Source organism: Microbulbifer pacificus, assembly GCF_002959965.1.
GTDB lineage: Bacteria > Pseudomonadota > Gammaproteobacteria > Pseudomonadales > Cellvibrionaceae > Microbulbifer > Microbulbifer pacificus_A.
Window position 1 is genome coordinate 1,273,500 of sequence record NZ_PREV01000026.1, and the last position, 25,182, is coordinate 1,298,681.

21 protein-coding genes are annotated in these 25,182 nt (G+C 59.0%); 13 read left to right on the top strand and 8 right to left on the bottom strand.

The features are described from left to right. Positions 1–46: 46 nt before the first annotated feature. Positions 47–490 carry an SRPBCC family protein gene (locus tag C3938_RS05750; RefSeq protein ID WP_105102241.1) on the bottom strand — a complete coding sequence of 148 codons (444 nt, stop codon included), beginning with the start codon at positions 488–490 and terminating at the stop codon, positions 47–49. 356 nt (positions 491–846) lie between these two features. Between C3938_RS05750 and C3938_RS05755 the strand changes: the two genes are divergently transcribed. Then, positions 847–1,362, top strand: coding sequence for a DUF1993 domain-containing protein (locus C3938_RS05755; RefSeq protein WP_105102242.1), 516 nt, complete (start codon positions 847–849; stop codon positions 1,360–1,362). A gap of 47 nt (positions 1,363–1,409) precedes the next feature. Here C3938_RS05755 and C3938_RS05760 read toward each other — a convergent pair whose 3' ends face one another. After that, the gene (locus C3938_RS05760) at positions 1,410–3,188 is read right to left on the bottom strand and encodes an ABC transporter transmembrane domain-containing protein (protein WP_233998676.1); all 1,779 of its coding nucleotides are present in this window, start codon (positions 3,186–3,188) and stop codon (positions 1,410–1,412) included. Between the two features lie 380 nt (positions 3,189–3,568). Between C3938_RS05760 and C3938_RS05765 the strand changes: the two genes are divergently transcribed. The 3 genes from C3938_RS05765 (at position 3,569) to C3938_RS05775 (ending at position 6,917) form a co-directional block, all read left to right on the top strand. After that, positions 3,569–3,778, top strand: coding sequence for a cold-shock protein (locus tag C3938_RS05765; protein ID WP_105102244.1), 210 nt, complete (start codon positions 3,569–3,571; stop codon positions 3,776–3,778). 164 nt (positions 3,779–3,942) lie between these two features. After that, positions 3,943–5,157, top strand: coding sequence for a DUF3667 domain-containing protein (locus C3938_RS05770; protein WP_105102245.1), 1,215 nt, complete (start codon positions 3,943–3,945; stop codon positions 5,155–5,157). Between the two features lie 155 nt (positions 5,158–5,312). Beyond that, positions 5,313–6,917 carry an ABC-F family ATPase gene (locus C3938_RS05775; RefSeq protein ID WP_105102246.1) on the top strand — a complete coding sequence of 535 codons (1,605 nt, stop codon included), beginning with the start codon at positions 5,313–5,315 and terminating at the stop codon, positions 6,915–6,917. 46 nt (positions 6,918–6,963) lie between these two features. Here C3938_RS05775 and C3938_RS05780 read toward each other — a convergent pair whose 3' ends face one another. Next, a complete protein-coding gene (locus C3938_RS05780) occupies positions 6,964–7,380 on the bottom strand; it encodes a VOC family protein (protein WP_105102247.1) in 417 nt (138 codons plus the stop codon). 221 nt (positions 7,381–7,601) lie between these two features. Here C3938_RS05780 and C3938_RS05785 point away from each other — a divergent pair, with 221 nt between their 5' ends. Next, positions 7,602–8,048, top strand: coding sequence for a DUF3574 domain-containing protein (locus C3938_RS05785; protein WP_158681583.1), 447 nt, complete (start codon positions 7,602–7,604; stop codon positions 8,046–8,048). A 25-nt stretch (positions 8,049–8,073) separates the two neighbouring features. On the opposite strand, the gene C3938_RS05790 is transcribed toward C3938_RS05785, so the two are convergent. The 3 genes from C3938_RS05790 to C3938_RS05800 are packed head-to-tail and all read right to left on the bottom strand — an operon-like array spanning position 8,074 to position 10,838. Beyond that, positions 8,074–8,985 (bottom strand): DUF6999 family protein, encoded by a 912-nt coding sequence (locus tag C3938_RS05790; protein WP_105102249.1) that lies wholly within the window; start codon positions 8,983–8,985, stop codon positions 8,074–8,076. 33 nt (positions 8,986–9,018) lie between these two features. Continuing rightward, a complete protein-coding gene (locus C3938_RS05795; RefSeq protein WP_105102250.1) occupies positions 9,019–9,699 on the bottom strand; it encodes an iron-containing redox enzyme family protein in 681 nt (226 codons plus the stop codon). An 11-nt stretch (positions 9,700–9,710) separates the two neighbouring features. Beyond that, complete coding sequence (locus C3938_RS05800) at positions 9,711–10,838, bottom strand: StlD/DarB family beta-ketosynthase (RefSeq protein WP_105102251.1); 1,128 nt, start codon at positions 10,836–10,838, stop codon at positions 9,711–9,713. A 276-nt stretch (positions 10,839–11,114) separates the two neighbouring features. Here C3938_RS05800 and C3938_RS05805 point away from each other — a divergent pair, with 276 nt between their 5' ends. Next, positions 11,115–11,510, top strand: a complete 396-nt coding sequence (locus C3938_RS05805; RefSeq protein WP_105102252.1) for a hypothetical protein — start codon at positions 11,115–11,117, stop codon at positions 11,508–11,510. A gap of 26 nt (positions 11,511–11,536) precedes the next feature. Here the strand turns inward: C3938_RS05805 and C3938_RS05810 are convergent, their stop codons facing one another. Continuing rightward, positions 11,537–12,634, bottom strand: a complete 1,098-nt coding sequence (locus C3938_RS05810) for an acyltransferase family protein (protein WP_105102253.1) — start codon at positions 12,632–12,634, stop codon at positions 11,537–11,539. 65 nt (positions 12,635–12,699) lie between these two features. Continuing rightward, positions 12,700–13,638: a LysR family transcriptional regulator gene (locus C3938_RS05815; RefSeq protein WP_105102254.1), complete on the bottom strand. Its 939-nt coding sequence runs from the start codon at positions 13,636–13,638 to the stop codon at positions 12,700–12,702. Between the two features lie 182 nt (positions 13,639–13,820). Between C3938_RS05815 and C3938_RS05820 the strand changes: the two genes are divergently transcribed. The 7 genes from C3938_RS05820 to C3938_RS05850 all read left to right on the top strand — a co-directional run bounded on the left by C3938_RS05820 (position 13,821) and on the right by C3938_RS05850 (position 25,067). Beyond that, positions 13,821–15,107: an aspartate aminotransferase family protein gene (locus C3938_RS05820; RefSeq protein WP_233998799.1), complete on the top strand. Its 1,287-nt coding sequence runs from the start codon at positions 13,821–13,823 to the stop codon at positions 15,105–15,107. 72 nt (positions 15,108–15,179) lie between these two features. Next, positions 15,180–16,673, top strand: coding sequence for a CoA-acylating methylmalonate-semialdehyde dehydrogenase (locus C3938_RS05825; protein ID WP_105102256.1), 1,494 nt, complete (start codon positions 15,180–15,182; stop codon positions 16,671–16,673). Positions 16,674–16,952: 279 nt separating this feature from the next. Then, positions 16,953–17,837 (top strand): transglutaminase-like domain-containing protein, encoded by an 885-nt coding sequence (locus tag C3938_RS05830; protein ID WP_105102257.1) that lies wholly within the window; start codon positions 16,953–16,955, stop codon positions 17,835–17,837. 267 nt (positions 17,838–18,104) lie between these two features. Then, positions 18,105–20,795 (top strand): aminopeptidase N, encoded by a 2,691-nt coding sequence (gene pepN / locus C3938_RS05835; protein ID WP_105102258.1) that lies wholly within the window; start codon positions 18,105–18,107, stop codon positions 20,793–20,795. Positions 20,796–20,900: 105 nt separating this feature from the next. After that, entirely contained in the window at positions 20,901–23,606 is a 2,706-nt protein-coding gene (gene pepN, locus C3938_RS05840) for an aminopeptidase N (RefSeq protein ID WP_158681584.1), read from the top strand. A 153-nt stretch (positions 23,607–23,759) separates the two neighbouring features. After that, positions 23,760–24,143 carry a RidA family protein gene (locus tag C3938_RS05845; RefSeq protein ID WP_105102260.1) on the top strand — a complete coding sequence of 128 codons (384 nt, stop codon included), beginning with the start codon at positions 23,760–23,762 and terminating at the stop codon, positions 24,141–24,143. Positions 24,144–24,236: 93 nt separating this feature from the next. Next, positions 24,237–25,067 carry an ATP-grasp domain-containing protein gene (locus C3938_RS05850; RefSeq protein ID WP_105102261.1) on the top strand — a complete coding sequence of 277 codons (831 nt, stop codon included), beginning with the start codon at positions 24,237–24,239 and terminating at the stop codon, positions 25,065–25,067. Positions 25,068–25,182 lie beyond the last annotated feature (115 nt).

Consider the following 25,182-nt stretch of genomic DNA (forward strand, 5'->3'; position numbering starts at 1 on the left):
GGCTTTCATTGCTTTTGCGGATTACACGCCGCGTCCTCAAGTAACGTCACTGATTGATTTCCGGCTCGACCAGGCGCGCCAGTGCCGCCAGGGATTCCTGCCAGCCGAGGTAACACATCTCCACCGGAATCACGTCGGGAATCCCCTCCTGCACGATGCTGAGTTCGGTGCCGCAGGATACGGCTTTCAACGTGACGGTCACTTCCATGGTGCCGGGCAGGTTCGGATCGTCAAAGGTGTCGATGTAGCGGATCAGTTCGTTCTCCACCAACTCCTTGAATTCCCCGCCAAACGAGTGGCTCTGCCCGGTGGTGAAGTTGGTGAACGATGCCTTGAAGGTGCCGCCGACTCTGGGCTCCAGATGCTCGTAGATGGCATAGAAACCGTCCGGTGGACACCATTTGGCCATGGCGTGCGGATTCATAAAAGCGCGATAGACACGCTCGGCGGGTGCGCGCAGGACGCGGTGCAAACGTACGGTGCCAGTCATGGTGTTTCTCCTGTGTATAAACGGTAGGGGTTTCTGTCGACTCTCTGAGCGCTGGTCGTTTGAAGTTAGTCGGACGGGGTTGGCGGATTTCGACAGCGCCCGAATATTTTTTTCACATTTTCAACTCGGGAAGCTCGCCACCTGACGGTTGTTTCATCACACGCGCCCAAATTGGTTGCGGTGAAAACTATGAAGAGATCCAACCTGATTGCAACGCGTAATTCGACGCAGCAGCAGGGGGTGAACGCTTCTATTCTCGGCGACGTCTATTCCGGCCCCGGCTTCCCTTGAAACACCAGAAGCAGCCTCCATAACCTGTGTGCGTTTTGTATTCCCCAACCTAATGAGAGTTCACTATGGCCAATCAGGAAATCAACGAGATCAAGCGCATATTTATATCGAGACTGGATGTGCTCGATCATATTCTCTCCATCGGCGAAAAGCATTTTGCCGATACCAATGCGCTGATGCAGGAGCGTCTGGCGGAAGATATGTACCCATTTGGTACGCAAGTCGCATTTGTGTGTAATCAGCCCCTGGGCTTCGCTCAGTGGTGTGCGGACCAGGCCATCGAAAACCTGAGCAAGGACGTCGATACTCTGGAGCAGGCGCGTGCGCATATTGCACTGACCAGACAGATGGTTGAACGCATTGCCGCAGACGACAGCAAGCTGGACGAAGTGAAGCACATCGGCCTTGGCCCGGGCCGCTACGCGGATCTTCCGGCACGTCAGTACATCAACGATTTCCTGATGCCGAATCTGTATTTTCACATTTCCATCGCCTACGCGATTCTGCGCAAGCTGGGCGCGCCGATCGGCAAGTTCGACTACATGACGTTCCTCGCGCCTCACGTCAAACAGGAAGCGTGATCCACAGGCCGCGCCGTAACGCGCGGCCCGCGTCGCTCAAAAGCCGGTCACGATTCATCGACCGGCTTTTTTATTGCGAAGTCCTGAAACTGCAGTTCCGCCAGCCGCTTGTACAGCGGTGATATTTTTATCAGCTCCCCGTGGGTTCCCTGCGCGATGATCTGCCCCTGATCCATAACGGCGATATTGTCCGCGTGCAGTATCGTCGCCAGCCTGTGCGCAATGACGATGGTGGTACGGTTCTGCATCAGGGTTTGCAGGGCCTGTTGCACGTGGTATTCGCTCTCGGCGTCGAGCGCACTGGTGGCCTCATCCAGCAACAGAATTTTGGGGTCTTTCAAAATGGCGCGGGCAATGGCGAGGCGCTGCTTCTGGCCACCGGAGAGACGCGTGCCCTGCTCCCCAAGATGGCTGTTGTAGCCGTCTGGCAGCTGCAGGATAAAGTCGTGGGCGTGGGCGGCCCTCGCGGCGGCAATGACTTCCTCATCACTCGCATCCGGCTTGCCGTAACGCAGGTTGTACCAGACATCCGCGGTAAACAGCGCGGGCTGCTGCGGCACCACGGCCATCTGACGACGCAGGGTGGCCGTGTCGAGATCACGAATGTCGGTACCGTTCAGGGTGATACGCCCGTGTTGCGGGTCGTAGAAACGTTGCAGTAGTTCCAGCAGAGTGGATTTGCCCGCGCCGGAGGGACCAACCAGGGCGAGGCTTTTGCCGGCGGGGACGTCCAGTTGCAGGTCGCGGATCGCCGCCTGCTCGGGCCGCGACGGATAACGGAATTCCACCGCAGCAAATGCAATGCGGGCACCAGCCTCACCGGCGATGGACTCCGGTTCGACACCACCGTTACCGCGGGGAATGTCCGCTTTTACATTCAGCAGATCCATCAGCCGTTCGGTGGCGCCGGTGGCACGCTGAAGTTCGCCATAAACCTCGGAAATCGTGGCAACGGCGGAGCCCATCATGATGGCGTAGAACACAAACGCCGCCAGGTCACCGCTGCTCATGCGCCCGGCAATCATGTCGTTGCCGCCTACCCACAGCAGCCCGCTGACGGCGCCGAACATCAGCAGTATGACCACCGCGACCAGTAACGAGCGCTGGCGTATACGGCGGCGGGCGACGCTGAACGCCGTTTCCACCTCTGCGGCGAAGGCCTGCTGTTCGTGTTGCTCACGGGTATAGCTCTGCACGGTTTTGATGTGCTGGATAATCTCACCGGCGTAGCTGCCTACATCGGCAATGGAATCCTGGCTCGCCTTGGAGAGTTTGCGCACCCGGCGACCGTAGAACACGATCGGCAGCAACACCAGCGGCACCCCCACCAGCACCATCAGGCTGAGTTTGAGATTGGTGAACAGCAGCAGGATCAGCGCACCGACAAACATCAGTGCACTGCGCAGCGCCATGGAGAAGGAGGTGCCGATAATGTGCTGCAGCAGGCTGGTATCGGTGGTGAGGCGGGACATGATCTCGCCGCTGCGATTGGTCTCGAAGTAGCTCGGGTGCAGGGTGACAATGTGGTCAAACACGGCCTTGCGCAGGTCCGCCACCACCCGCTCCCCCAGCCAGGACACAAGATAGTGGCGCGCATAGGTGCCGACGGCCATCAGCACGGCGAGCACCATGATGACCAGCACCGCATGGCTCAGGGCCTGGCTGGAATCCCCCGTCAGCCCGTGGTCCACCAGCAGACGCACGCCCTGGCCGATGGCCAGGGTAACGCCCGCGGTGAACACCAGTGCCACTCCCGCCCCCCACAGAACACCCCGGTAGGGGCGGACATAGCGCCAGAGCGCGGCGACCATAGCACCGGCGCTCATACTGGCCGCCCCTGGCGGGGCTGTGGCCGCGAGGGCTGCGGGAGTCGGAACGCTGGCAGTTTCGGGAGTCTCTGGCATTGGGGGCTACTTGTACGTCTGTCGGCAGATCGGGGGTGGATAAGCAGTATATGGGGCGGTGCCGGCCCGATACCAAGCCGGAGGGCCGACCGGCAGATAGAACATTTTGTAGACACTACCTCCACTTACCTATACAGTGTGCGGCTGCTAGAAACAAAGCCTCACATTTACACACTACATTTCGCTGTCTTACTCGTAACACCTCGTCCTGCAGTCATTAAATCGCGGCTAATTTTCCAAGCATTTTTTATCAGGCGTCTGTTTAATACGGCGCGAACCCGATTCAATCTCAGGATTCAACAATGTCCAATACCGTGAAAGGAACCGTTAAGTGGTTCGACGAAGCGAAAGGCTTCGGCTTTATCCAGCAGCAGTCTGGCCCCGATGTATTCGCACACTTCAGTGCCATCGCCAGCACCGGCTTCCGCACCCTGACCGAAGGCCAGGCCGTTGAGTTCACCGTAACTCAGGGCAAGAAAGGCCCGCAGGCTGAAAATATCGTTGTGGTTTAATCGCCACCGATCGCAAAAACGGGCCCTTCGGGGCCCGTTTTTGTTTGTGGTGCATACTTCGTAACGTGGAGATGAAGCGAGCCGCCATTTCGTGGCACCATCACGCTCTTCCCGCAGGTGACCGCGGGCACTTCCGATAAGAACAACCCGAGTCTCGGTAAGCCATGAGCGAAAGCGTTACACCGCCGGAACAGGATCTGACGGCACAGGATTCCCAATCGGTCGACTCTGCACCGCCTGCTGATACGGGGCAGACCACCGCGCGCACCGATGCCCGCTGTGCAAATTGCGACGAGCCCCTGCTCGGACCGCACTGTTACGCCTGTGGCCAACCGGAAAAGAGTCTGGTGCGGCAGTTCCCGGAACTGATCGGCGATTTCTTCAGTGCGGTATTCGGGCTGGACTCGCGTATAGCACGGACCTTCGGCCCGCTGTTACTGAACCCGGGCTTTCTCACCAATGAGTATTTCGCCGGCCGCCGCGTGCGCTATGTAAGTCCGGTGCGCCTGTTTGTATTCCTCTGCCTCACGGCATTCTTCGCCGCGAAACTCAGCAGCGACTGGGAAGCCACGCTCAACGTCAACCCTTCCACCACCTCCGAGGCGACCAACCGTCTCAACCTGAGCCAGGTGGAGAGCGCCATAACCAGGGCCACCACAGTGGAGGAAGTGCTGCGACTGCGTGATCTGGCGCTGGAAAATATTGCCGAGGTGGCGCAGGAAAGCGCTGATGTACCCGGTGTTTCCGGGCTGTTGAATGGCGTTGAGCAGATCGTGCGCAAGCACGCGAACCAGCGTATCGCGCAACTGGACCCGGCGGCGGCCGAGCGCCTGGCCCAGGAAGGACAGGTGAACATCCAGCCACCACACATCGAGGGGGCGCCATCGGCGGTCAACGCCTGGTTTGTGCGTCAGAGCGCGCGCCTGACGATGAACATTTCCCGCATCGAGAAGGATCCCAACCTGCTCAAGGATGCGCTGTTCGGGGCGATTCCCTCGGCGCTGTTTGTGATGCTGCCGTTCTTCGCGCTGTGTCTGGGTGTGGTGTATCTCTTCAAACGCCGCCTGTATATGGAGCACCTCATCGTCGCGCTTCACAGCCACGCGTTTATGTCTCTCACGCTGCTGCTGGCGGTGCTGCTGTTCGATCTGCGCGCCTGGCTCACCGAACCCCATACCTTGCCCCAGGCCCTGTTTAATCTGGCACTGCTGGCACTGACCCTGTGGGTACCGGTTTACCTGTTGCTGATGCAGAAACGCGTGTACCGGCAGGGGTGGCCGATGACCATTCTGAAGTACTCCGTACTCGGCGTGGTGTATATCACCCTGCTCAGTATCGCCACCGTGTTTGCGGGGCTGGCGAGTGTCGCCAGTTTCTGAGGAATCCGGGGCTGAGGCCCCGGCACTGCTCAATTAACAGACAAATTCCTCGACTCTTAGACGCGACCACCGTATAGTGCGCGGCCCGCCGTCTTTGTCTTTTACACACCAATACCGCGGCGCTTCCTTTCAGTAATACCCCCCGGGACAGACTCTTGATTACCACCGCCAACATCACCATGCAGTTCGGTGCTTCACCGCTGTTTGAAAACATCTCCGCGAAGTTCGGCAATGGCAACCGCTACGGCCTGATCGGGGCCAATGGCTGCGGCAAGTCCACCTTCATGAAGATTCTGAGCGGTGCGCTGGCGCCCACTGCCGGCAACGTCTCCATTGCCCCCGGCTGCACTCTCGGCATCCTGAGCCAGGACCAGTTTGCGTTCGAGGAATACACCGTGGTGGACGCGGTGATCATGGGCGATTCGCGCCTGTGGGAGATCAAGCAGGAGCGCGACCGCATCTACGGGCTTCCGGAAATGAGCGAAGAAGACGGCATGCGCGTGGCGGATCTGGAAGTGCAGTTTGCGGAGCTGGACGGCTACAGTGCGGAGAGCCGCGCGGGTGAGATCCTGCTGCAGGCCGGCATCGAGGAATCCTTCCACTTCGGCCTGATGAAGCAGGTCGCCCCGGGCTGGAAACTGCGGGTGCTGCTGGCGCAGGCACTGTTTGCGGACCCGGACATCCTGCTGCTGGACGAACCCACCAACAACCTGGATATCCACACCATTCAGTGGCTGGCGGAAGTGCTGAACCAGCGCAAGTCCACCATGATCATCATTTCCCACGACCGCCACTTCCTGAACCAGGTGTGCACACACATGGCGGACATCGACTACGGCGACCTGCGCATCTTCCCCGGTAACTACGAGGATTTTGTCGCGGCCTCCACCCTGATTCAGGACCAGCTGCACGCGGAGAACGCGAAGAAGACCGCTGAGTTGGAAGAGCTGCAATCGTTTGTAAACCGCTTCTCCGCCAACGCCTCCAAGGCCAAGCAGGCCAGTTCGCGCGCGAAGAAGATGGAAAAGATCCAGCTGGCGGAGATCAAACCCTCCAGCCGCGTGAAACCCTATATCACCTTCCAGCAGAGCAAGAAGCTGCACCGTCAGGCGGTGGAGCTGGAAGGTTTGAGCCATGGATTTGATGGGGAAACCCTGTTCCAAAACGGTGAGTTGCTGCTGGAAGCCGGCGCGCGCCTCGCGGTTATCGGCGAGAACGGTGTGGGCAAAACCACGTTTCTGCGCTGCCTGGTGAACGAGATTGAGGCCAACGACGGCACCGTAAAATGGTCCGAGAACGCGGCCATCGGCTACTGCCCACAGGACAGCAGTGCCGACTTCGACAACGACCTCACCATTTTCGAGTGGATGTCCCAGTGGCGCCAACCCAAGCACGATGACCTCACCGTGCGCGGCATGCTCGGCCGCCTGCTGTTCACCGCCGACGACGCCAACAAGAAGGCGCGCGTGTGTTCCGGTGGTGAGAAGAACCGCCTGCTGTTCGGCAAGCTGATGATGATGGACACCAATGTGCTGATCATGGATGAGCCCACCAACCACCTGGATATGGAATCCATCGAGGCGCTGAACAAGGCGCTGCTGAAGTACGAAGGTACGCTCATCTTTGTGAGCCACGACCGCGAGTTTGTATCCTCGCTGGCGACGCGGGTGGTGGAGATCAAGGATCAGAGCCTGATCGATTTTCAGGGAACTTATGAAGAGTACCTGGCACACCGGGAGCAGCAGGCGCGCGCCGCCTGATTACCGGCTCCAGTACACAACAAAAACGCCGCACCCGCGGCGTTTTTTATTTGAACATCAGTTCAGGGTTTTTCATCGACTTCATTTCCAGCACATTGCCGTTGGGGTCTTTGATGAAAAACGTTTCCTGTTCGTACTCGTTGCCGACAAAGCGGCGGTAGGGTTTATCCAGATACTCGAGGCCCGCCGCCTCGATGCGCGCCTTCAATGCCTGAAACTCGTCGTTGGGCAAGTGCGCGCCAAAGTGCGGTACCGCCACCGCCCCCATGTCCACTTCGTGACGCACGCTGGGGAGCTGTTCCCTGCTCTGATGCAGGGTGAGTTCATTGCCCCAGAAGTCGATATCCACCCAGTGGCCCGCTTCGCTGTTACCGGTCTTGCAGCCGAGTATGTCGCAGTAAAATTCTTTCGCGGCTTCCAGATCCCCGGCGGGAATCGCCAGGTGCATGCAGTTGGATTTCATAACATTTCCTGAATTGGGTTCAGGGAAGAAAACGAATGCGCCAGCAGCGCTTCCCGCAGAAAGTTTAGTTGAGCGGTACACGATTGGCCGTCGTAAAAAAATACGGATACCCCAAAACTGCACAAATCATCCGCCGACGCGCCACACCTTCCGGGGAAAAAGCATACGCCATCTATACTCAGTGCCATCTCCCCGACATCTACCTGTTTGCAGGAGGCGACTTGCCCCACAACCGGCGCCATTTTTTCCACGTTTCTGTTGTCGCCTTGTGCCTGTTGTTTGCCGGCTGTGCCGCATCACCACAATCGGGCGCTGGTACCACCGGTCTTGCGTGCAGCAACAGCGAACAAAGGCAAATTCAGGAGCACCTGTACTTCGGCACCCGCACGCCGCAGGGGTTGGTATCCGAGAATGCGTGGGCGACGTTTGTGGAACGCATCATCACCCCCCACTTTCCGGAGGGGCTGACGGTGCTGACCGGGTCCGGACAGTGGCAGGGGGCGAGCGGGAACATCGAGCGCGAGCCGAGCTATGTACTGTCGCTGATCTACTCCCAGGACCGGCAGAAAGATAGCGCGATCACGGAAATCATCCGCGAGTACAAGCGGCGGTTTCAGCAGGAAGCGGTGTTACGGGTGCGCAGCGAGGTCTGTGTTTCCTTCCCCTGAAACACGTCTCCCCTTCCCCCCTGTCTCATCCCTCGCTCTCGACGGCCGCGGTGGCCGCTCGCGGCAGCGCCGCTCGTTTGAGACTGCGCAGATAACCGTGCAGCAGCTCCGCATCAAGCCCGTGCAACATAAGGCGAAAACCCGCCTGCAGCGTCGAGTGTGGCACCATCGGGTGGCGGTTGCTGACCAGGGACAGGGCCATGCCGTCGTTCAGCAGCTTGCCGATGTAGATGGCGATGGTTTCGTCCAGTTGCAGGGAGTTGCTCGCGCGCCAGAAGTCGTGATCGGACAGAAACAGCGCGTACAGCGGTGTATACATTTCGATGGCGGTCTGCAGATCGATCACATTGGTAAAATGATCACCGCCCGGTTGCAGTTCGAATTCGCCATCGGTGATTGCAGAAAAATCCAGTCGCTCTGCCGCGGTGATATCGCGGTTTTCACGGCGCAACTGTTCATTCAGTTCGGCGATGAAGTTGTAAATATTCAGGTCGTGAATCAGGAAGGTGTCGTCGAGCAGGTCGCGCAGGTTTTTCGGGCGCAGGGGTTTGGTACTTTCGATGCGAACGCCGTGGATATTGTCGGCGATAAACTGCAACAGCTCGGACCCGATATTGAAATGGCGCAGGATCAGGTAATTGGCATCGCGGCGGACAAAGTACTTGAGGCCCCAGTAGATGGTTTTGTGCAGTAGCCGCGATGAATTCCAGCGCTCCGGAATCACAATCCGCAGCAATTGCACCAGCACGATACTGAGCCGCGCCAGCGGCCGTACCACCGGCAACAGCAGGCGCCGCGACCAGGTGTTGTTGCCTGCGAGCAACGCTTTTTTCGCCGGCTCATGAATGGGCAGGCTGCGGTCCAGATAGAGCGCCAGCCAGGGGTTGGGGTCGCGACGGTCTATTCGCTCCTGTTCGAAATCGCTGTTCCAGCTCATCTCACCAATTCCCCATTTCAGTAATTCCCTATCTCAGTAATTCCCGAGCTCTTCCAGTTGCAGCAGGTACAGGCGCCCGGTCACCCGCGCCGTTTCCAGTATCCGCTCCGCGAGGCCGTCATTCGCCAGAACACCGGATTCCAGCACTTCCTGTAACTCCCCAAGGTGGTCCTCATCGTGCTCGGCGTGATAGCGATAAAAAGAAACCTGGTGGGGACCGAGTTGCAGATGTTGCTGCAGGGCGCGGGCAAAAAGTCCGGCAAAGTGTTTACCCAACCCCTCGATGATGAACATGGCACCGAGCAAATCCAGCGGATCGGCGGCGCCGGCGCGCTGGAACATCCAGGCGGACAGCGCGCGGGTGCCGATATTCTGCCGGCCCGCGCGCAATGCTGCCGCATCCCCGCCGACGGATACGTAGTCTCGCGCGAGCATTTCGTAGTCGCGGTGTTCGGTACGCGCGTGCTCCAGAAAGCGCGAGCGAAGTTCCAGATGTTCGCTAGTGATGGACGATACCGCGCGGGCAATCCAGCGGGAGCCATCCAGTACCTGCTGGTAGTGATCGTGCAGCAGCAGCCGGTAATCCTCCAACCGCAGGGCGCCGCGCAGTGCACGGGCGACGATAGGCACCTTGACCAGCCGCCCCTCGAAATCCGCCCAGGTTTTTCCCAGTTCGCGAATGATTAACGCGGACTCGTTTTCTGCCACTTCCATATTTTTATCCCTTAAACCGCCGTCAGACACATGAAAGACGCCAGGCAGCGGCCACTCTCCGGCACGAAACACAATATACGGTCACCGCTCGCCAGCTTTTCCTCCCGCAGCAGCCGGTCGATCAGCAGGAAGATGGAGGCCGAACCCACATTGCCTACGTCCTGCTGGTGGTTGCGCCAGCGCTCCTCGGGAATCATGGCGGCGGCGCGGGTGAGCAGCGTTTTCATCCGCTCACCGAGAGAGCGGGCGGAGTAGTGCGGCAGGAAATAGTGGATATCCCGAGGCGACAACTGGTGCTTGTCCAGTACCTCCAGGAAATAACCCATCCACACCGGAAACATCTGATCCAGCAGGTCGAAATCCTGGCGCAACACCATGGCACCCTGTTCAAAGGCGGCACCGGGAGAGCCGTAGTGCCCCCATGGCCTGGAGTCCTCCGGGTGGTTACCGCGGGCACCGGCGTACATGCAGGTAGGGAAGCGGTCGGCGAAAGATTTCTGTTCGATCCAGTCGACTTTCAGACTGGGGCGCTGCGGGTCCGGTTCGGCTTCCATGACCAGGGCTCCGGCACCATCGGACAGCGTCCAGCGCAGAAACTCGTACTGCATCGCCTCGCCCGTGCTCATGGAGGAAAAGTCGATCGCACGATAGAAACCCGGCTGAAACCAGCGGCTGGAAAACTCACTGCCACTGGCGGCGGCGATGCGATGCTGGCCGGCGCGGACATTCAGCCAGGCGGACTTGATTGCCATCATGCTGCTGCCGCAGACACTCTGGTGGGAGCTGATCTCCATGGGAGAGCAACCCAGCTCTCCGTGTACCGCACTGGCGATACCCGGCACCAGCAGGTCCGCCTGGGTCGTGCCACAGGCGAGATACTGCAGTTGCACCGGATCCCGGCGCGCAGCGTCACAGGCGGCCTCCACGGCACGGGCTGCCATCTGCGCGTTGGTGAAAAGTGGGTTGCCCGCGTTGTCCACGGCGTAGTGGCGCTGGCGGATGCCGTTCTGACGCAGGGTCAGGGCCTTGAGTCTGCGGCTTTGCTCGCCGAGCAAACCGATGCGCGATTCCATTTCGCCATTGTCCACCGGCGCACCGGGCAGGAAACTGCCGCTTCCGGTGATAAATACATCCTGCATGTGCGTTCCTTTTCCTTCCGCGTTCCTTTTCGTTCCGCGTTCGTTTGCGTTCCGCGTTCCCTTTCCCTGATTTCCGTTCCCGTCTTGATTCCGGGCGGGCATCTTATCATCCGGGTTGTCGTGCGTCGCAGTTCACGCTCCCACCAAAAACTGCGCCAAATGTACTTGGAACCGCATTTCGAGTAGAGTTCGGGGCTTCCGTTTCGCCATCGTTCCGCCATCGCCCGTCGACCCCGGCGCCCAGAACACTCCCGAATTCCAACAAGCCAGCGCACCATGTTTTCGAGCCAGTGGTATCAACTGAAATTGCAATTCCGCGAGCACTCGGCAGATTTCACTGCGGGAGAATGCAGCTTTCGCGCGCAGCTGCACGCAGCATTCGTGCGTCTCGCCGCCGTCGGTGGTGAAGTCAAGGCCACCTTGATGGTGTACCACCGACTGCACGGCTGGCTGAAAGTGTGCGACACCGACCACCGCTACCCCATTATCCAGAATCCGCTGCGGCTGGACTGTGCGCGACTCTTCAAAGCCGTTCGCCACACACTCTCCGAAGCCGACCGCTGGCCAAGTGACGAGGAAAAACTACGCCGCCGAGTCGAACGCCAAACCCGCCGCCGCGCAGAGGATGCCGCGGCCCGGCGCAGCCGGTTTCATATTGTCAGGGATGATTGAGGGATCAATATTTGCCGTTAACAATGTCAGGCTACGGCAAGATCCCTGGCCACGGGATCCCGGCTCAGACGTCGCCCAATTCCAATGGCGGGACGCTCGATGAGATAGTAAGTCACACAGGCGATCGCAATGGTTAGCCCCGTTGCCGCAGCCATGTATCCCCAAAGCGCCCAACCTCCAGTAGAAGCCGCCCACGCTTTGCGGTGTAACCAGTGGACGATGGTCATTGCCACTGGATGGAACAGATACACGGAGTAACTCACCACACCCAGCCAAGCCAGCAATTTTGGCACTCGCCAGCGCAAACCGATAGCAACACAGAAGATACCGAGCGCGATCAGATATGCCGCGCCGAACCTTACAGGCTGGTCAACAATGCTGATACCTGCGGTATGCAGTAGTAGCGCAACCCCAGGAACCCCAAATACTGCAGCGGGCGCCATCAAGAGGAACAGTTTTGTCGTCGCGACATGCGCTCCAAACAGCACCTCCCGCAAAATCGTTCCACAAAACATGATTGCAAGGAAGTAGGGAATATATTGATGTTCTGGCGATAACGGACTCTGGTAACCAGATACTTTTTCAAGAAGTCTCTGCCCGACAAAAAGCGCGAGAAAAATGCCTGTTAATACAACCAGGAATCGGCCATTGTGTATTTTCCCTGTATAAAAAAGAAAACCACACAAAATATAGAAAATCAGTTCGACCTGTAGTGTCCAGTACAGTCCTTGTATATGCGGCATACCCAGCAGGGACTGGAACATCGTAAGGTTGGCACTTATCTCGGAAGCCGCCCATTGCTTACCGGAGAAAATTACTCCCGTGAACACTGCCAAAAAAATGGAAAACCAGTAGACCGGGTACAGCCTGAAAAACCGCCTGATTGCGAATTTTTTCACAGCGCCAGCACCGGTCGAAAAACTGTGCGGAATAATAAATCCCGAAATCAGGAAGAAACACGCAACACCTATCCGGCCAAAATCGACACTCCATGCCATATCGGCAAGCCAGGTTCCCTTGTCGGCCACTCCGGGAATTTTGACAAACGACTCAGAGGTATGCTGCCACACCACCAGTAGCGCGGCGATTCCCCGCAGCGCGTCGAGACGATCAATTCGCGTCACTACTTTACTCCCCCAAAATCCACAAACAACCCAGTGCGCTCACCGAGGTCGCCCAAGATACATGACTATCTCGGGTGACCCAAGCAATGCACTTCCACCAGACAATCCCACAACACCTTCACAATCCTCGATGGCCGCGGTGAAAGCCGCCGGATGGCGACAAAGTCGCATTCGTACTGGTAGCGCTGCGGGTGTATCGCACGGATCTCACCTCGCTTCAGAAATGTCTCCGCGTAGTGATCCGGGAGATAACCGATATAGCGGCCGGACTGCAGGCAGTGGACGATCGCTTCCTGGTCGTTGACGGTGATGTCACGCTCAAGGCCGAGGCGGTTGCCCACTTCCATGTTCGGTGAGTGATAGCCGAGACCGGCGTACTTGCTCGCGCGGATGGCGTCGTCGTCAATGGAAATATCCGCGGTGGAAAACAGCGGGTGCCGGTAACCACAGTAGAGATACATCTGCTCAAAAAACAGGTGCTGGTATTCGAGACTCGGGGAGGTGCGATGGGCGGGAATGACGCCGAGCTGGAAACGCCCCTCCATCACCCCGCGCTCGATCTCGTTGATAGGCTCTATGTGGATATCCAGACTCACTTCCGGTGCCAGGTCATCGAACCTGCGCAGGGCCTCGCCCACATGAGCGGCGGGGTTGGTGACCATCTTGTCGAACAGGGCGATGGATATGTGGCCGGTCATGCGCCGGTGTACATCCGCCACCTCGCCGCGGAAGGTATCCAGCGAGGCCAGCAAGCGCAGGGTGGCCTGATAGATCTGCTGGCCCTCGCGGGTCAGCGCGAAGCCACCGCGACCGCGCTGGCACAGGGTCACCCCCAAGCGCACTTCCAGATCCTTGATATGGCGGCTGATGGTGGAGCGCCCCACATTCAGCTCCAGCTCGGCGGCGGAGAAGCCACCGGCTTCGGCGACCGCACGGAAGACCCGCAGCAGGCGCAGGTCGATATCACTGAGCTGGCCCAGCAGGGCGGTTTGGGTGCGCGCCATGGCGTGTACTCACCTCTTACAGGTTAGTTTCATATTTGTGAAACCAAACATCTATTAATTGCAATTCATGAAACATTAAAGCTCATCTACAGTTACCGCAACTCAACAGTCGAACAAGCCGGAGAAGAAGAGTGAGCGACAAGTTTGCCGGGCTGAGCCAGTCTCAACTGGATGCCCACTGGATGCCCTATACCGCCAACCGCCAGTTCAAGAAGGACCCGCGGATCATCACCGGGGCGGAAGGCTGCTATTACACCAGCGCCGATGGCCGCCGTATTTTCGATGGCCTGTCCGGCCTGTGGACCTGCGGTGCGGGCCACAACCGGGTGGAAATCGCCGATGCAGTCAGTGAGCAGTTGCGTACCCTGGATTACTCGCCGGCTTTCCAGTTCGGTCACCCCAAGGCGTTTGAACTGGCGGAACGCATCACCCGTTTCATGCCCGAAGGCCTGAACCGGGTGTTTTTCACCGGCTCCGGTTCCGAATCCGCCGAGACCTCCCTGAAGATCGCCCGCGCCTACTGGCGCAAGAAGGGCTTTGCCTCCAAGACCAAGCTGATCGGCCGTGCCAAGGGCTATCACGGAGTAAACTTCGGCGGTATCAGTGTCGGCGGTATCGGCGCCAATCGCGCGCTCTACGGTACTGCCGTGGATGCCGACCACCTGCCGCACACGGTGCTGCCGCAGAACCGATTCTGCAAAGGCATGCCGGAGGAAGGCGCACATCTGGCAGACGAGCTGCTGGAAATGATCGCCCTGCACGATGCCTCGAATATTGCCGCGGTCATCGTCGAGCCCATGGCCGGTTCCGCCGGGGTGCTGCCGCCACCGGTGGGTTACCTCAAGCGTCTCCGGGAAATCTGCGACCAGCACAACATCCTGCTGATCTTCGACGAGGTAATTACCGCCTTCGGCCGTATGGGTGCCGCCACCGGTGCCGAGGCCTTCGGGGTAACCCCGGATATTCTCAATGTCGCCAAGCAGCTTACCAATGGTGCGGTACCCATGGGCGCGGTGATCGCGAAGCGGGAGATTTACGATACCTTTATGGAAAACGGCGGGCACGAGTATCTGCTGGAGCTGCCCCACGGTTACACCTACTCTGCACACCCGGTGTCCTGTGCCGCGGCACTGGCCTCACTGGATATTCTGGAGAAGGAAAACCTGTTTGCGCGCGCCGCGGAACTGGCAGTGGTACTGGAGGAGCGCGTGCACCAGCTGCGGGGCACGCCACTCATCAGCGACATCCGCAATTGCGGTGTGGCCGCGGGCCTCACCATCGAAGCAGCACCCGGTGAACCGCTGCTGCGCCCCTACCAGATCGCCATGAAGATGTGGGAAAAGGGCTTCTATGTGCGCTACGGTGGCGACACCATCCAGCTGGGACTGCCGTTTGTGGCCAGCCCGGAAGAAGTCGACACCCTGGTGAGCGCCCTGGGAGATACGGTAAAAGAGGTCGCCGCGGAGTAACAACACCAAACTGCCATACCCGACCTGCACCGGGATGACACAGAAGAACATCAGACTTGAGAGAGAAAAGCCATGAGCATTGTGGGCCACTTTATCAACGGCCAGATCGTTGAAACCGCCGAACGCACCCAGGACGTATTCAACCCGGCCACGGGCGAAGTCAGCAAACAGGTGGCCATTGCGGCCAAGAGTACGGTGGAGGACGCCATCGCCGCGGCCGAGGCCGCCTACCCGGCATGGCGCAATACACCGCCGGCCAAGCGCGCCAAGATCATGTTCAAGTTCAAGCAGCTGCTGGAAGACAACGCCGATAAAATCTGCGCACTGATCGGCGAGGAGCACGGGAAGATTTCCCACGACGCCCTGGGCGAGCTGACCCGCGGTATCGAAAATGTGGAATTCGCCTGTGGCGCGCCGCAGATGCTGAAGGGTGAACACAGCCGCAATGTTGGCCCCGGCATCGACTCCTGGAGCGAGATGCAGTCACTGGGTGTCGTTGCCGGTATCACCCCGTTCAACTTTCCCGCGATGGTGCCGCTGTGGATGTTCCCGCTCGCCATCGCCTGCGGTAACACGTTCGTATTGAAGCCCTCCGAACGCGACCCTTCCTGTGGATTGCTGCTCGCGCAGCTGCTGCAGGAAGCGGGTTTGCCGGATGGCGTACTGAACGTGGTGAATGGTGACAAGGTGGCAGTGGACACCCTGCTGACCTCTCCCACCGTGAAGGCCGTGAGCTTTGTCGGCTCGACCCCCATCGCCGAGTATGTCTACGCCACCGCCACCGCCCACGGCAAACGCTGCCAGGCGCTGGGCGGCGCCAAAAACCACGCGATCATCATGCCGGACGCAGACATGGACAACGCCGTAGCCGCGCTGACCGGTGCCGCCTTCGGCTCCTCCGGTGAGCGCTGCATGGCGCTGTCGGTGGCCGTGTGCGTGGGTGACGAAGCCGCCGATACCTTTATCGAGAAAATGTCGGCGGCCATGGCCAACCTGAAAGTGGGCGCTTACAGCAACAGCAGTAATGACTTCGGTCCGGTCATCACCGAGGCGCACAAGAACAAGGTGAATGGCTACATCGCCAGCGCCGAACAGCAGGGCGCTGCCATCGTGGTGGACGGCCGCAACCCGAAGGTTGAAGGGTTCGAGAATGGATTCTATGTAGGCGGCACTCTGATCGACCACGTGAAACCGGGCATGACCTGTTACGAAGAAGAAATCTTCGGCCCGGTACTGCTGGTGGTGCGCGCCGAGTCCATGGAGCAGGCGATGCAGATGATCAACGATCACGAATACGGCAACGGCACCTGCATTTTCACCCGCGACGGCGAAGCGGCACGCTACTTCAGCGACAACATCCTCGTCGGCATGGTGGGTATCAATGTACCGCTGCCGGTACCGGTGGCCTACCACAGCTTCGGCGGCTGGAAGCGCTCCCTGTTCGGCAGCCTCGGTACCTATGGGCCGGACGGTGTGCGCTTCTACACCAACCGCAAGACCATCACCCAGCGCTGGCCCTCCAGCGGTGTGCGAGAGGGGGCACAGTTCTCCTTCCCGAGCCACTGATACCAGGGATCCCGCCCGAAATGCCCGCGCTCACCGCGGGCATTTTTATTTCTCCACCGATTTACCACGCGGACCAACTACCCGCGCACTCGCCAATACCCCAGCACATCAACCGGTCACCGGCTGCGCGATTCACCCCACCGCGCACCCCACATCCCACCGCCGGCGTTCTACACCGCCCACCTCCACTGACCGCCAAATACAGCACTTTCGTCGATACGAAGCATCTGCGAAAGCATTTTCGTGCGTCCATATCGCCACAAACAGGAGGAACCTCTGATGCGATGGATGGCACTTTTGATCACACTGATCCAGTTCGGCTGCGCGAACAGCGCCGCCGAGCGGCAACTGGCGGCGCTAGAAGTGGACACTTCGGTCCTGCTCACCGCCGCGCAGGCGAGCGCAACGGCCACCGACGCCAACCATGCCAATGCGCTGCTGGCCGTAAGTGCAGAAATGCGCGCGTTTGTGGACACCATTGATCCCGACCTCACCCCCAACCAACGTTTCCGGCGCATCCTGCGCACACTGCGCATGGATCGCTTCGAGCTGGACTACGACCTGAATCACACCACCACTGCGGCAGAGGCCTTTGCCCAGCGACGCGGCAACTGCATCTCTTTCTCCGCGCTGATGGTGGCGCTGGCGCGGGAGGTAGGACTGGAAGCGCACTTCAATCTGGTGGAGGCACCGCTGGGGCGCAGCACGGTGAAAGGCGGTAACGGGCGCACACTGGTGCAAAATATCCTGCACATCAATGCAGAGGTGTCGTTCGGCTGGACTACGCGGGTGATTGAATTCAATTTCGGCTCCCATACGCGCTTCCCGCAGCGGCGGCTGAGCGACGCCACGGTGGAGACCTTTTACCTCAACAATCGCGCGCTGGAACTCTCCCGAGAACTGGCGATGGAGCAGGCCTTCGCCCTGCTGTACGAAGCGCTCATCATCGCCCCCAATTCGAGCCTGCTGTGGAACAGCCTGGGCTACCTGTACCGTCTCACCGGTGAGCTGGAACTGGCGGAAATGAGTTATACGCAGGCGCTGAATCTTGAGTCCGGCAATACTGCCGCCAAACACAACCTGCGCCGCATCTACGAACTGAAAGACCTGCGCGCACTCACTCGGGAGGGAAACACGGAGGTATCGAGCCGTCAGGGGTCCTAGCCCGCAAAAATTTTCACTCGACAATCGCGCCTCAACCAAAACAAAAAACGGTTAAAAACATTTTTGGCAGAACAAAATGTCAGCGCAATTTCCTCCGCGATAAAACGCCCCTGGAGTGGGATAAAGCGCCCTCGCCGTCAGCGGATGGCGTGATATAAGGTGCCTCGTCCCATACGGGGGTTCCCTGAGATTTTCAGCCGATAATCCGGTCGCCCGCGTTTACGAATAACCATAGAAGTGACCAATCTATTTGATCGAGGGGTTCCCATGAACAGATCCGGAAAATTCGCCGTCGGCGTCCTCTGCAGTGCGGTATTGGCCGCGTGCAGCCTGGAGCCGAACCAGCTGCAGACCACTGCCGGCGCCACTAACGTGCAGGCCACACCTGCCATCGCGCGCGACAATACCCCGGGTCTGTCGGAGCAGTACGCCAAGCTGCGCAAGCAGCAGATCGCACAGGTGGACTACAAACTGTCCGTCACCATCGCCAAAACCGGCGAGGCGTTTTCCGGCCGCGTGATCGCGGATACCCAGTTTCGCCGCAACCTGCTGCAACCACTGACCATCGACTTCGCCGGCGGTGAGGTACAGGGCGTACAGGTGGATGGCAAGACCGTACCATTCGAGTACAACGGTCACTTCATCACCATCGCCCCCGAGCACCTGAAAGGCCGCAAGCACGCGATTGCCGTGGATTACACTCACGCGTATTCCACCAACGGTTCCGGCCTGCACCGCTTCCAGGATCCGGTGGATGGCGAGGTGTATATGTACACCGATTTCGAACCCTACGATGCCAACCGTCTGTTCCCGCACTTCGACCAGCCGAACCTGAAGGCACACTACACCCTGGACGTGACCGCGCCCAAAGACTGGAGCGTGATCTCGTCCGTGCGTGAAACGAAAGTGGAAGAAGCCGGTGAGATGAATCACTGGGTCTTCCCGCAGTCGAAGAAATTCTCTTCCTACATTTTCTCCCTGCACACCGGCCCGTTCACCGTGTGGGAAGACGATGCTGACGGCATCCCGCTGCGCCTGTTCGCACGCAAGTCCATGGCGGAATACGTCAAGCCGCAGGACTGGTTCACCTTCACCAAGCAGTCTTTCGCCTTCTTCCAGAAGTACTTCGAGGTTGATTACCCCTTCGTGAAGTACGACCAGGTAATCGTGCCCGACTTCAATGCCGGCGCGATGGAAAACGTGGCGGCAGTGACCTTCAATGAAGGCTACGTATCCCGCGGCGAGAAAACCCAGGCCCAGCGTATGCGTCTGGCCAACGTGATCGCCCATGAAATGGCACATATGTGGTTCGGCGATCTGGTGACCATGAACTGGTGGGACGACCTGTGGCTGAATGAAAGTTTCGCCACTTACATGGCCAACCTGTCACTGGCCGAGAACAGCGAGTTCGACGACGCCTGGGAAAACTTCTATCTGGGCACCAAGCAATGGGCCTACGGTTCCGACCAGTTGCCCACCACCCATGCGATCCAGCTGCCGGTAAAAAACACCGATGAGGCCTTCGCCAACTTCGACGGCATTACCTACGGCAAGGGTGGCTCCATCCTCAAGCAGCTGCCCTACTACCTGGGCAAAGAGGAATTCCGCAAGGGCGTGTCCAACTACCTGAAGGATCTGTCCTACAAAAATTCCACCCTGGATGACTTTATGGGTCACCTGGGCAAGGCCGCCGGCAAGGATCTGGACCAGTGGCAACAGCAGTGGCTGTACAAGGCCGGTCTCAATACCATCGCCGCCAACTTCCAGTGTGAAGACGGCGTGATTGCGAGCCTGACCATCGAGCAGACCGCGCCGGAAGAGTATCCGACCCTGCGCGAACAGCGCACCCAGGTAGGCCTGTACAACATGGCCGGTGACAAGATGGTTCTGAGCAAGGCGATTCCGGTCACCTACGCCGGTGCCTCCACTGAAGTGACCGCGGCAAAGGGTGAAGCCTGCCCGCAGATCGTCTACCCGAATGAGGGCGACTGGGCCTTTGCCAAGGTAAACCTGGACAAGGTATCTGTGGACAACATGTCCAGGCACATCAACGACTTCGACAAGCCGTTCACCCGCCTGATGCTGTGGCAGAGCCTGTTCGATAGCGTTGTCGATGCCAAGTTGCCACTGGACCAGTATGTCAGCTTTGCCCTGAGCAATGCCGGCAGCGAAAGTGACATCAATGTGATCCGCCTGGTGTCCGGCCACCTGGATACTGCTTTCGTTTACCTGAACCAGATCGCAATGGACAACGCCAAGCGCACGCAACTGCAGCTGGCCATCGAAAACTTCGTATGGCAGCAACTGCAGCAGGCACCGGCGGGCAGCGATGCACAGAAGACCTGGTTCGGCACTTTCGCCGGCGTTGCCCACACCGACAAGGCGCTGGCCAATGCCCGCAACCTGCTGCGCGGTGAACTGACTGTCGACGGCCTGAAACTGGACCCGGACATGCGCTGGAGCCTGATTACCTTGCAGAACCAGCGTCTTTTCGGCGACTACGCGCAGGCGATCAAGTCCGAGCTGGCCAAAGACAGCTCCGACCGCTCCCAGCTGAATGCAATCGCCGCGGAAGCCATTCGCCCGCAGCAGGAAATCAAGGCCAAGTGGCTGGAAAACCTGCTGGACAAACGCGACGACTTCAAATTGGCCCAGCTGAAGTACGCCGCCAGCGCGCTGTTCCCCTCCGAGCAGAACGGACTGTTCGAAGCCAACGTGGAGCGCATTGTCGACGCCCTGGATGAAGTAAACGGAAGCGACGCGCCGGAGTTTATCGGCACCTATGCGCGCCTGTTCCCGATGAACTGCAGCGCCAAAGGCGTACAACAGCTGAGTGAGCTGCTCGACAGTGGCAAGGAACTAAACCCGCTGCTGGAAAAGGCGCTGAAAAACCGCCGTCACCTCGATCAGCGCTGCCTGAACATGGCCGCCGCCATGAATGGCCACAGCGCCGGCTGAGCAATCACCCGATAAAAAAGGCCCTGCGGGGCCTTTTTTATTTGCGTATATTGAACCCACTCGAAAACATCAGTCTGCCAAATGTACATCTCTCGGGAGAGTCGTATGCCCCGCCAAAACAACCATAAGATCGCTATCCGCACACTGCTGGCCGGCACCATTGCCGCGCTGCTCGCCAGTGGCGCTCTGGCCACATCTCCGGCCACCTCCCAGGAGCAGGACCGCGGAACCAACGGAATAGTCCCGCGTGCGGCGGCCTCCTCACTCACTGCGGAGTACGCCGCCCTGCGCCGCGCGCAGATCGCCGATGTGGATTACACCATCGCGGTGACACTCGACGGCGATGCCGACGGCTTTACCGGTGTGGTCACCGCCGATACCACCCTGGCCCGCGACCTGAGACAACCGTTGACCATCGACTTCGCCGGCGGTGAAGTAAAGTCTGTATCCACGAACGGCAAGCCGGTCAAGTTCGATTACAACGGCCACTTCATCAGCATCGCCCCGCGCAATCTGCGCAAGGGCGAGAACGAGATCGTTATCGAGTACAGTCACCCCTATTCCAGCGATGGCTCCGGCCTGCACCGCTTCAAGGACCAGGAAGACGGCAGCGCCTACCTGTACACGCACTTTGAGCCCTACAAGGCCAACCGCTTTTTTCCGCATTTTGACCAACCGGACCTCAAGGCCCGCTACACCGTGGAAGTCACCGCGCCGGCGGACTGGCAGGTAATCACCAGTGCGCGGGAAGACAAGGTTGAGGAACTGAAAGACGGCCTCAAGCGTTGGCATTTCCCCCAAACCAAAAAATTCTCTTCGTACATTTTCCCACTGCACGCCGGCCCCTATAAGGTGTGGGAGAGCGACGCGAATGGCATTCCTCTGCGCCTGTTCGCACGCAAAACCATGGCGGAATACGTCAAGCCGGAGGATTGGTTCAAGTTCACCCGGGAGTCCTTCGATTTTTACCAGAAGTATTTCGACATTCCCTATCCCTTCGGCAAATACGATCAGGTCATCGTGCCCGACTTCACCATCGGCGCCATGGAAAATGTGGCGGCGGTAACCTTCAACGAGGCGGCCTACGTCAGCCGCGGCACCAAAACCCAGGCCCAGCGCCAGCGTCTCGCCAATGTGATTGCCCACGAAATGGCGCACATGTGGTTCGGCGATCTGGTGACCATGAAGTGGTGGAATGGACTGTGGCTGAAAGAGAGCTTCGCCACCTACATGGCTTCGCTGGCGCTGGCGGAAAACAGCGAGTTTGGGGATGTGTGGCAGAACTTCTACCTGGGTTCCAAGCGCTGGGCCTACGGTGCAGACCAGCTGCCCACCACCCACCCCATTGAAGTGACGGTACCGAATACCGACGAAGCCTTCTCCAACTTCGACGGCATTACCTACGGCAAGGGCGGCTCTGTACTGAACCAGTTGCCCTATTACCTGGGCAAGGAAGCATTCCGACAGGGCGTGAGCAACTATCTCAAGCAGTACTCCTACGGCAATGCGGAACTCGCCGATTTTATGGGCGCACTCGGCAAGGCCGCCAACAAGGATCTGCACCAGTGGACCCAGAACTGGCTGTACAAGGCCGGCGTCAACACCATTTCCGCCAGTTTCCAGTGCGACAAGGACCGTATTACCGCGCTCAGCATCGAACAGACCGCACCGGAACAGTACCCGGTACTCCGCTCGCAGAAGGTGCAGCTGGGTATTTACCGCATGCAGGGCAACAAGATGGCCCGTGTGGCCAAGGTACCGGCAATCTACAGCGGTGCGCGCACGGAAGTGAAAGATGCCGTCGGCATGCCCTGCCCGCAGATCCTGAATCCCAACGACGAAGATTGGGCCTACGTAAAAACCAGCCTTGATGGCAACTCTGTGGCGGCCATAAACCGGCATATCAACGATATCGAAAGCCCGTTCACGCGCCTGATGCTGTGGCAGAGCCTGTATGACTCGGTCACTGATGCCAAGCTCCCGCTCACAGACTGGATCGACTTCGCCATCAGCAATGCCGGCAGGGAAACCGATATCAATGTCATCCGCCTGATTGCGGGCCACCTCGAAAGCGCGCGCGCCTATCTGTTCCGCCTGGACATTTCACAAACCCTGCGCAAGGAAAAACTGCAGGCCATCGAGGACTTTGCCTGGAAACAGCTGAACGCGGCGCCGGCTAAAAGCGACGCGCAGAAAACCTGGTTCCAGACCTGGTCCGATCTCGCCCAGAGCAAGACCGCACTCAAACGCGCCGAGCGATTGCTCGACAAGAAACTGAACATCAAAGGTCTGGAGATCGACAAGGACCGCAGCTGGCCGCTGATCGCGCTGCTGAACCGCAATCTGTTCGGCGACTATGAAGAGCGCATCAACCGGCAGCTGGAAAACGACAGCAGCGACCGCGCACAACTCGCCGCCATCAGTGCCCGCGCCGGCCGTCCGACCCTTGAGGCAAAAAACCTGTGGCTCAACAACATCCTCGACAAGCGCGAGGACTTGAAACTGAGCCAGATCCGCGCCGCCGCCGGCAGCCTGTTCCCCGCCGAGCAACTGGACCTCTACCGCAAACTCTCCCCGCGCCTGTTTGCCGCAGTGCCACAGGTCAGCAACACCGGCGACACCCTGTACAACAAGGCTTACGCCATGCTGTTCCCGGTGGTGTGCTCGAAGGAAGATGCAAAGGCCTACAGCAGCATCCTGGCCGAACATCCGGAACTGATGCCCGCTCTCGGCCGTGTACTGAAAGACCGCCGGCAGCAGAGTGAATGGTGCGAGGCAATGAACACCCTGCAGCACCAGGCGAATAACTGAACCACTGACAACAAAAGCCCCTGCCATTCAGGGGCTTTTTTTTTGTGTGCGGCCAGGCAGCACGGTGAACTATGGGATTATCGTGGCCTGTGGCATGATCCCGCTCCCAACTTCAGGGCTCCACCGCGGGCCCTCAACACAAGGAGAAGGTTTGTGAGTAGAAAACTGATTTCCAGCGGATCGGAGTTTGAGAGCAAGATCGGCTATTCCCGTGCGGTTGTGGACGGAGACTATGTGTTTGTCTCCGGTACCACCGGTTTCAACTACGCCACCAACAGTATCAGCGACAACGTGGTGGAGCAGGCGGACCAGTGCTTCACCAATATCGAACAGGCCCTTAAAGAGGCCGGTGCGGCGGTTGCCGACATCGTGCGCGTGACCTACATTCTGCCGAATCGCGACGACTTCGAACCCTGCTGGCCGGTATTCCAGAAGTGGCTGGGAGAAGTTCGCCCGGCGGCGACCGTGTTCGAGGCTCGCCTGCTGAACGACGCCATGAAGATAGAAATCCAGGTGACCGCCCGGTTACCGAAATAGGCAGGATTTTTATACACAACTGTGTAAATCCGCTTGACGAAAAACCCGGGCCACCGTACAAACGCGCATCTCAACTTGTGTGTGTTTTAACCATTGGCCTGGGTCTCCTTTGACGTATTCAGAACCCTCGGTTTCGCAGATACCCTGCAACTGAAATCCGAAGAAGTCTTCAAATACAAAACCGAAATTGCCGAAGCGGAATGGGTACTGTTCCCCGAGTACTGGCAATTGAACGCACTTACCTATGGCCTCAAGGCCCGGGTCTTTCCCAGCGAAGCCAGCTACCGGCTGGGGCACAACAAGATCGAAATGACCCGCGCCTTCGAACTGGTTGCTCCCGGTAATACCCCGAGCACGCGTATCCTCGCCAACACCCCGGAAAATGCCGAACACCTGTGGGAGGTCATGGATCACCCGTTTGTTGCCAAGCTGCCGAAGGCCGCCCGCGGTTGCGGAGTCTGGCTGATCGAAAACCGGGAAGACTGGCGCAGCTACCTGGAAAAAACCGATGTGCTGTATGTGCAGGAGTTACTGCCCATCGACCGCGATATTCGCATCGTGATTGTCGGCGACCAGGTGGTGACCGCCTACTGGCGTTTGCAGGCGGAGCAGGGGTTTTACAACAACGTCTCCAAGGGCGGCACCGTGGACCGCGCACCGATACCACAGACGGCCATCGACCTGGCATTGCACCTGGCGCGCACCCTCGATATCAATCACGCGGGCTGGGACATCGCCATGGTGGGCGAGCACCCCTACGTGTTCGAGTTCAACCGCATTTTTGGAAATCAGGGGATTGAAGGCGGTACCGTAAAATTGCGGGATGCGATCCTGCAATACCTGAAACAGACCTCCGAGCCCACCGGCCCGAATTTCCCGAGCCGCCCGAGCACACCGCGGCGGCGCCTGCGGCAGGCGGCCTGATCCCGGCCTGCCTTTCGCTACCGGCACCGCGCGCCGGTGCCGTACGTCAGTCTGGCTCCACTGGAACCCCCGAGCTGGTTCTATAGTTTGCTCCCGCGCTCCTGCATGTTATTCC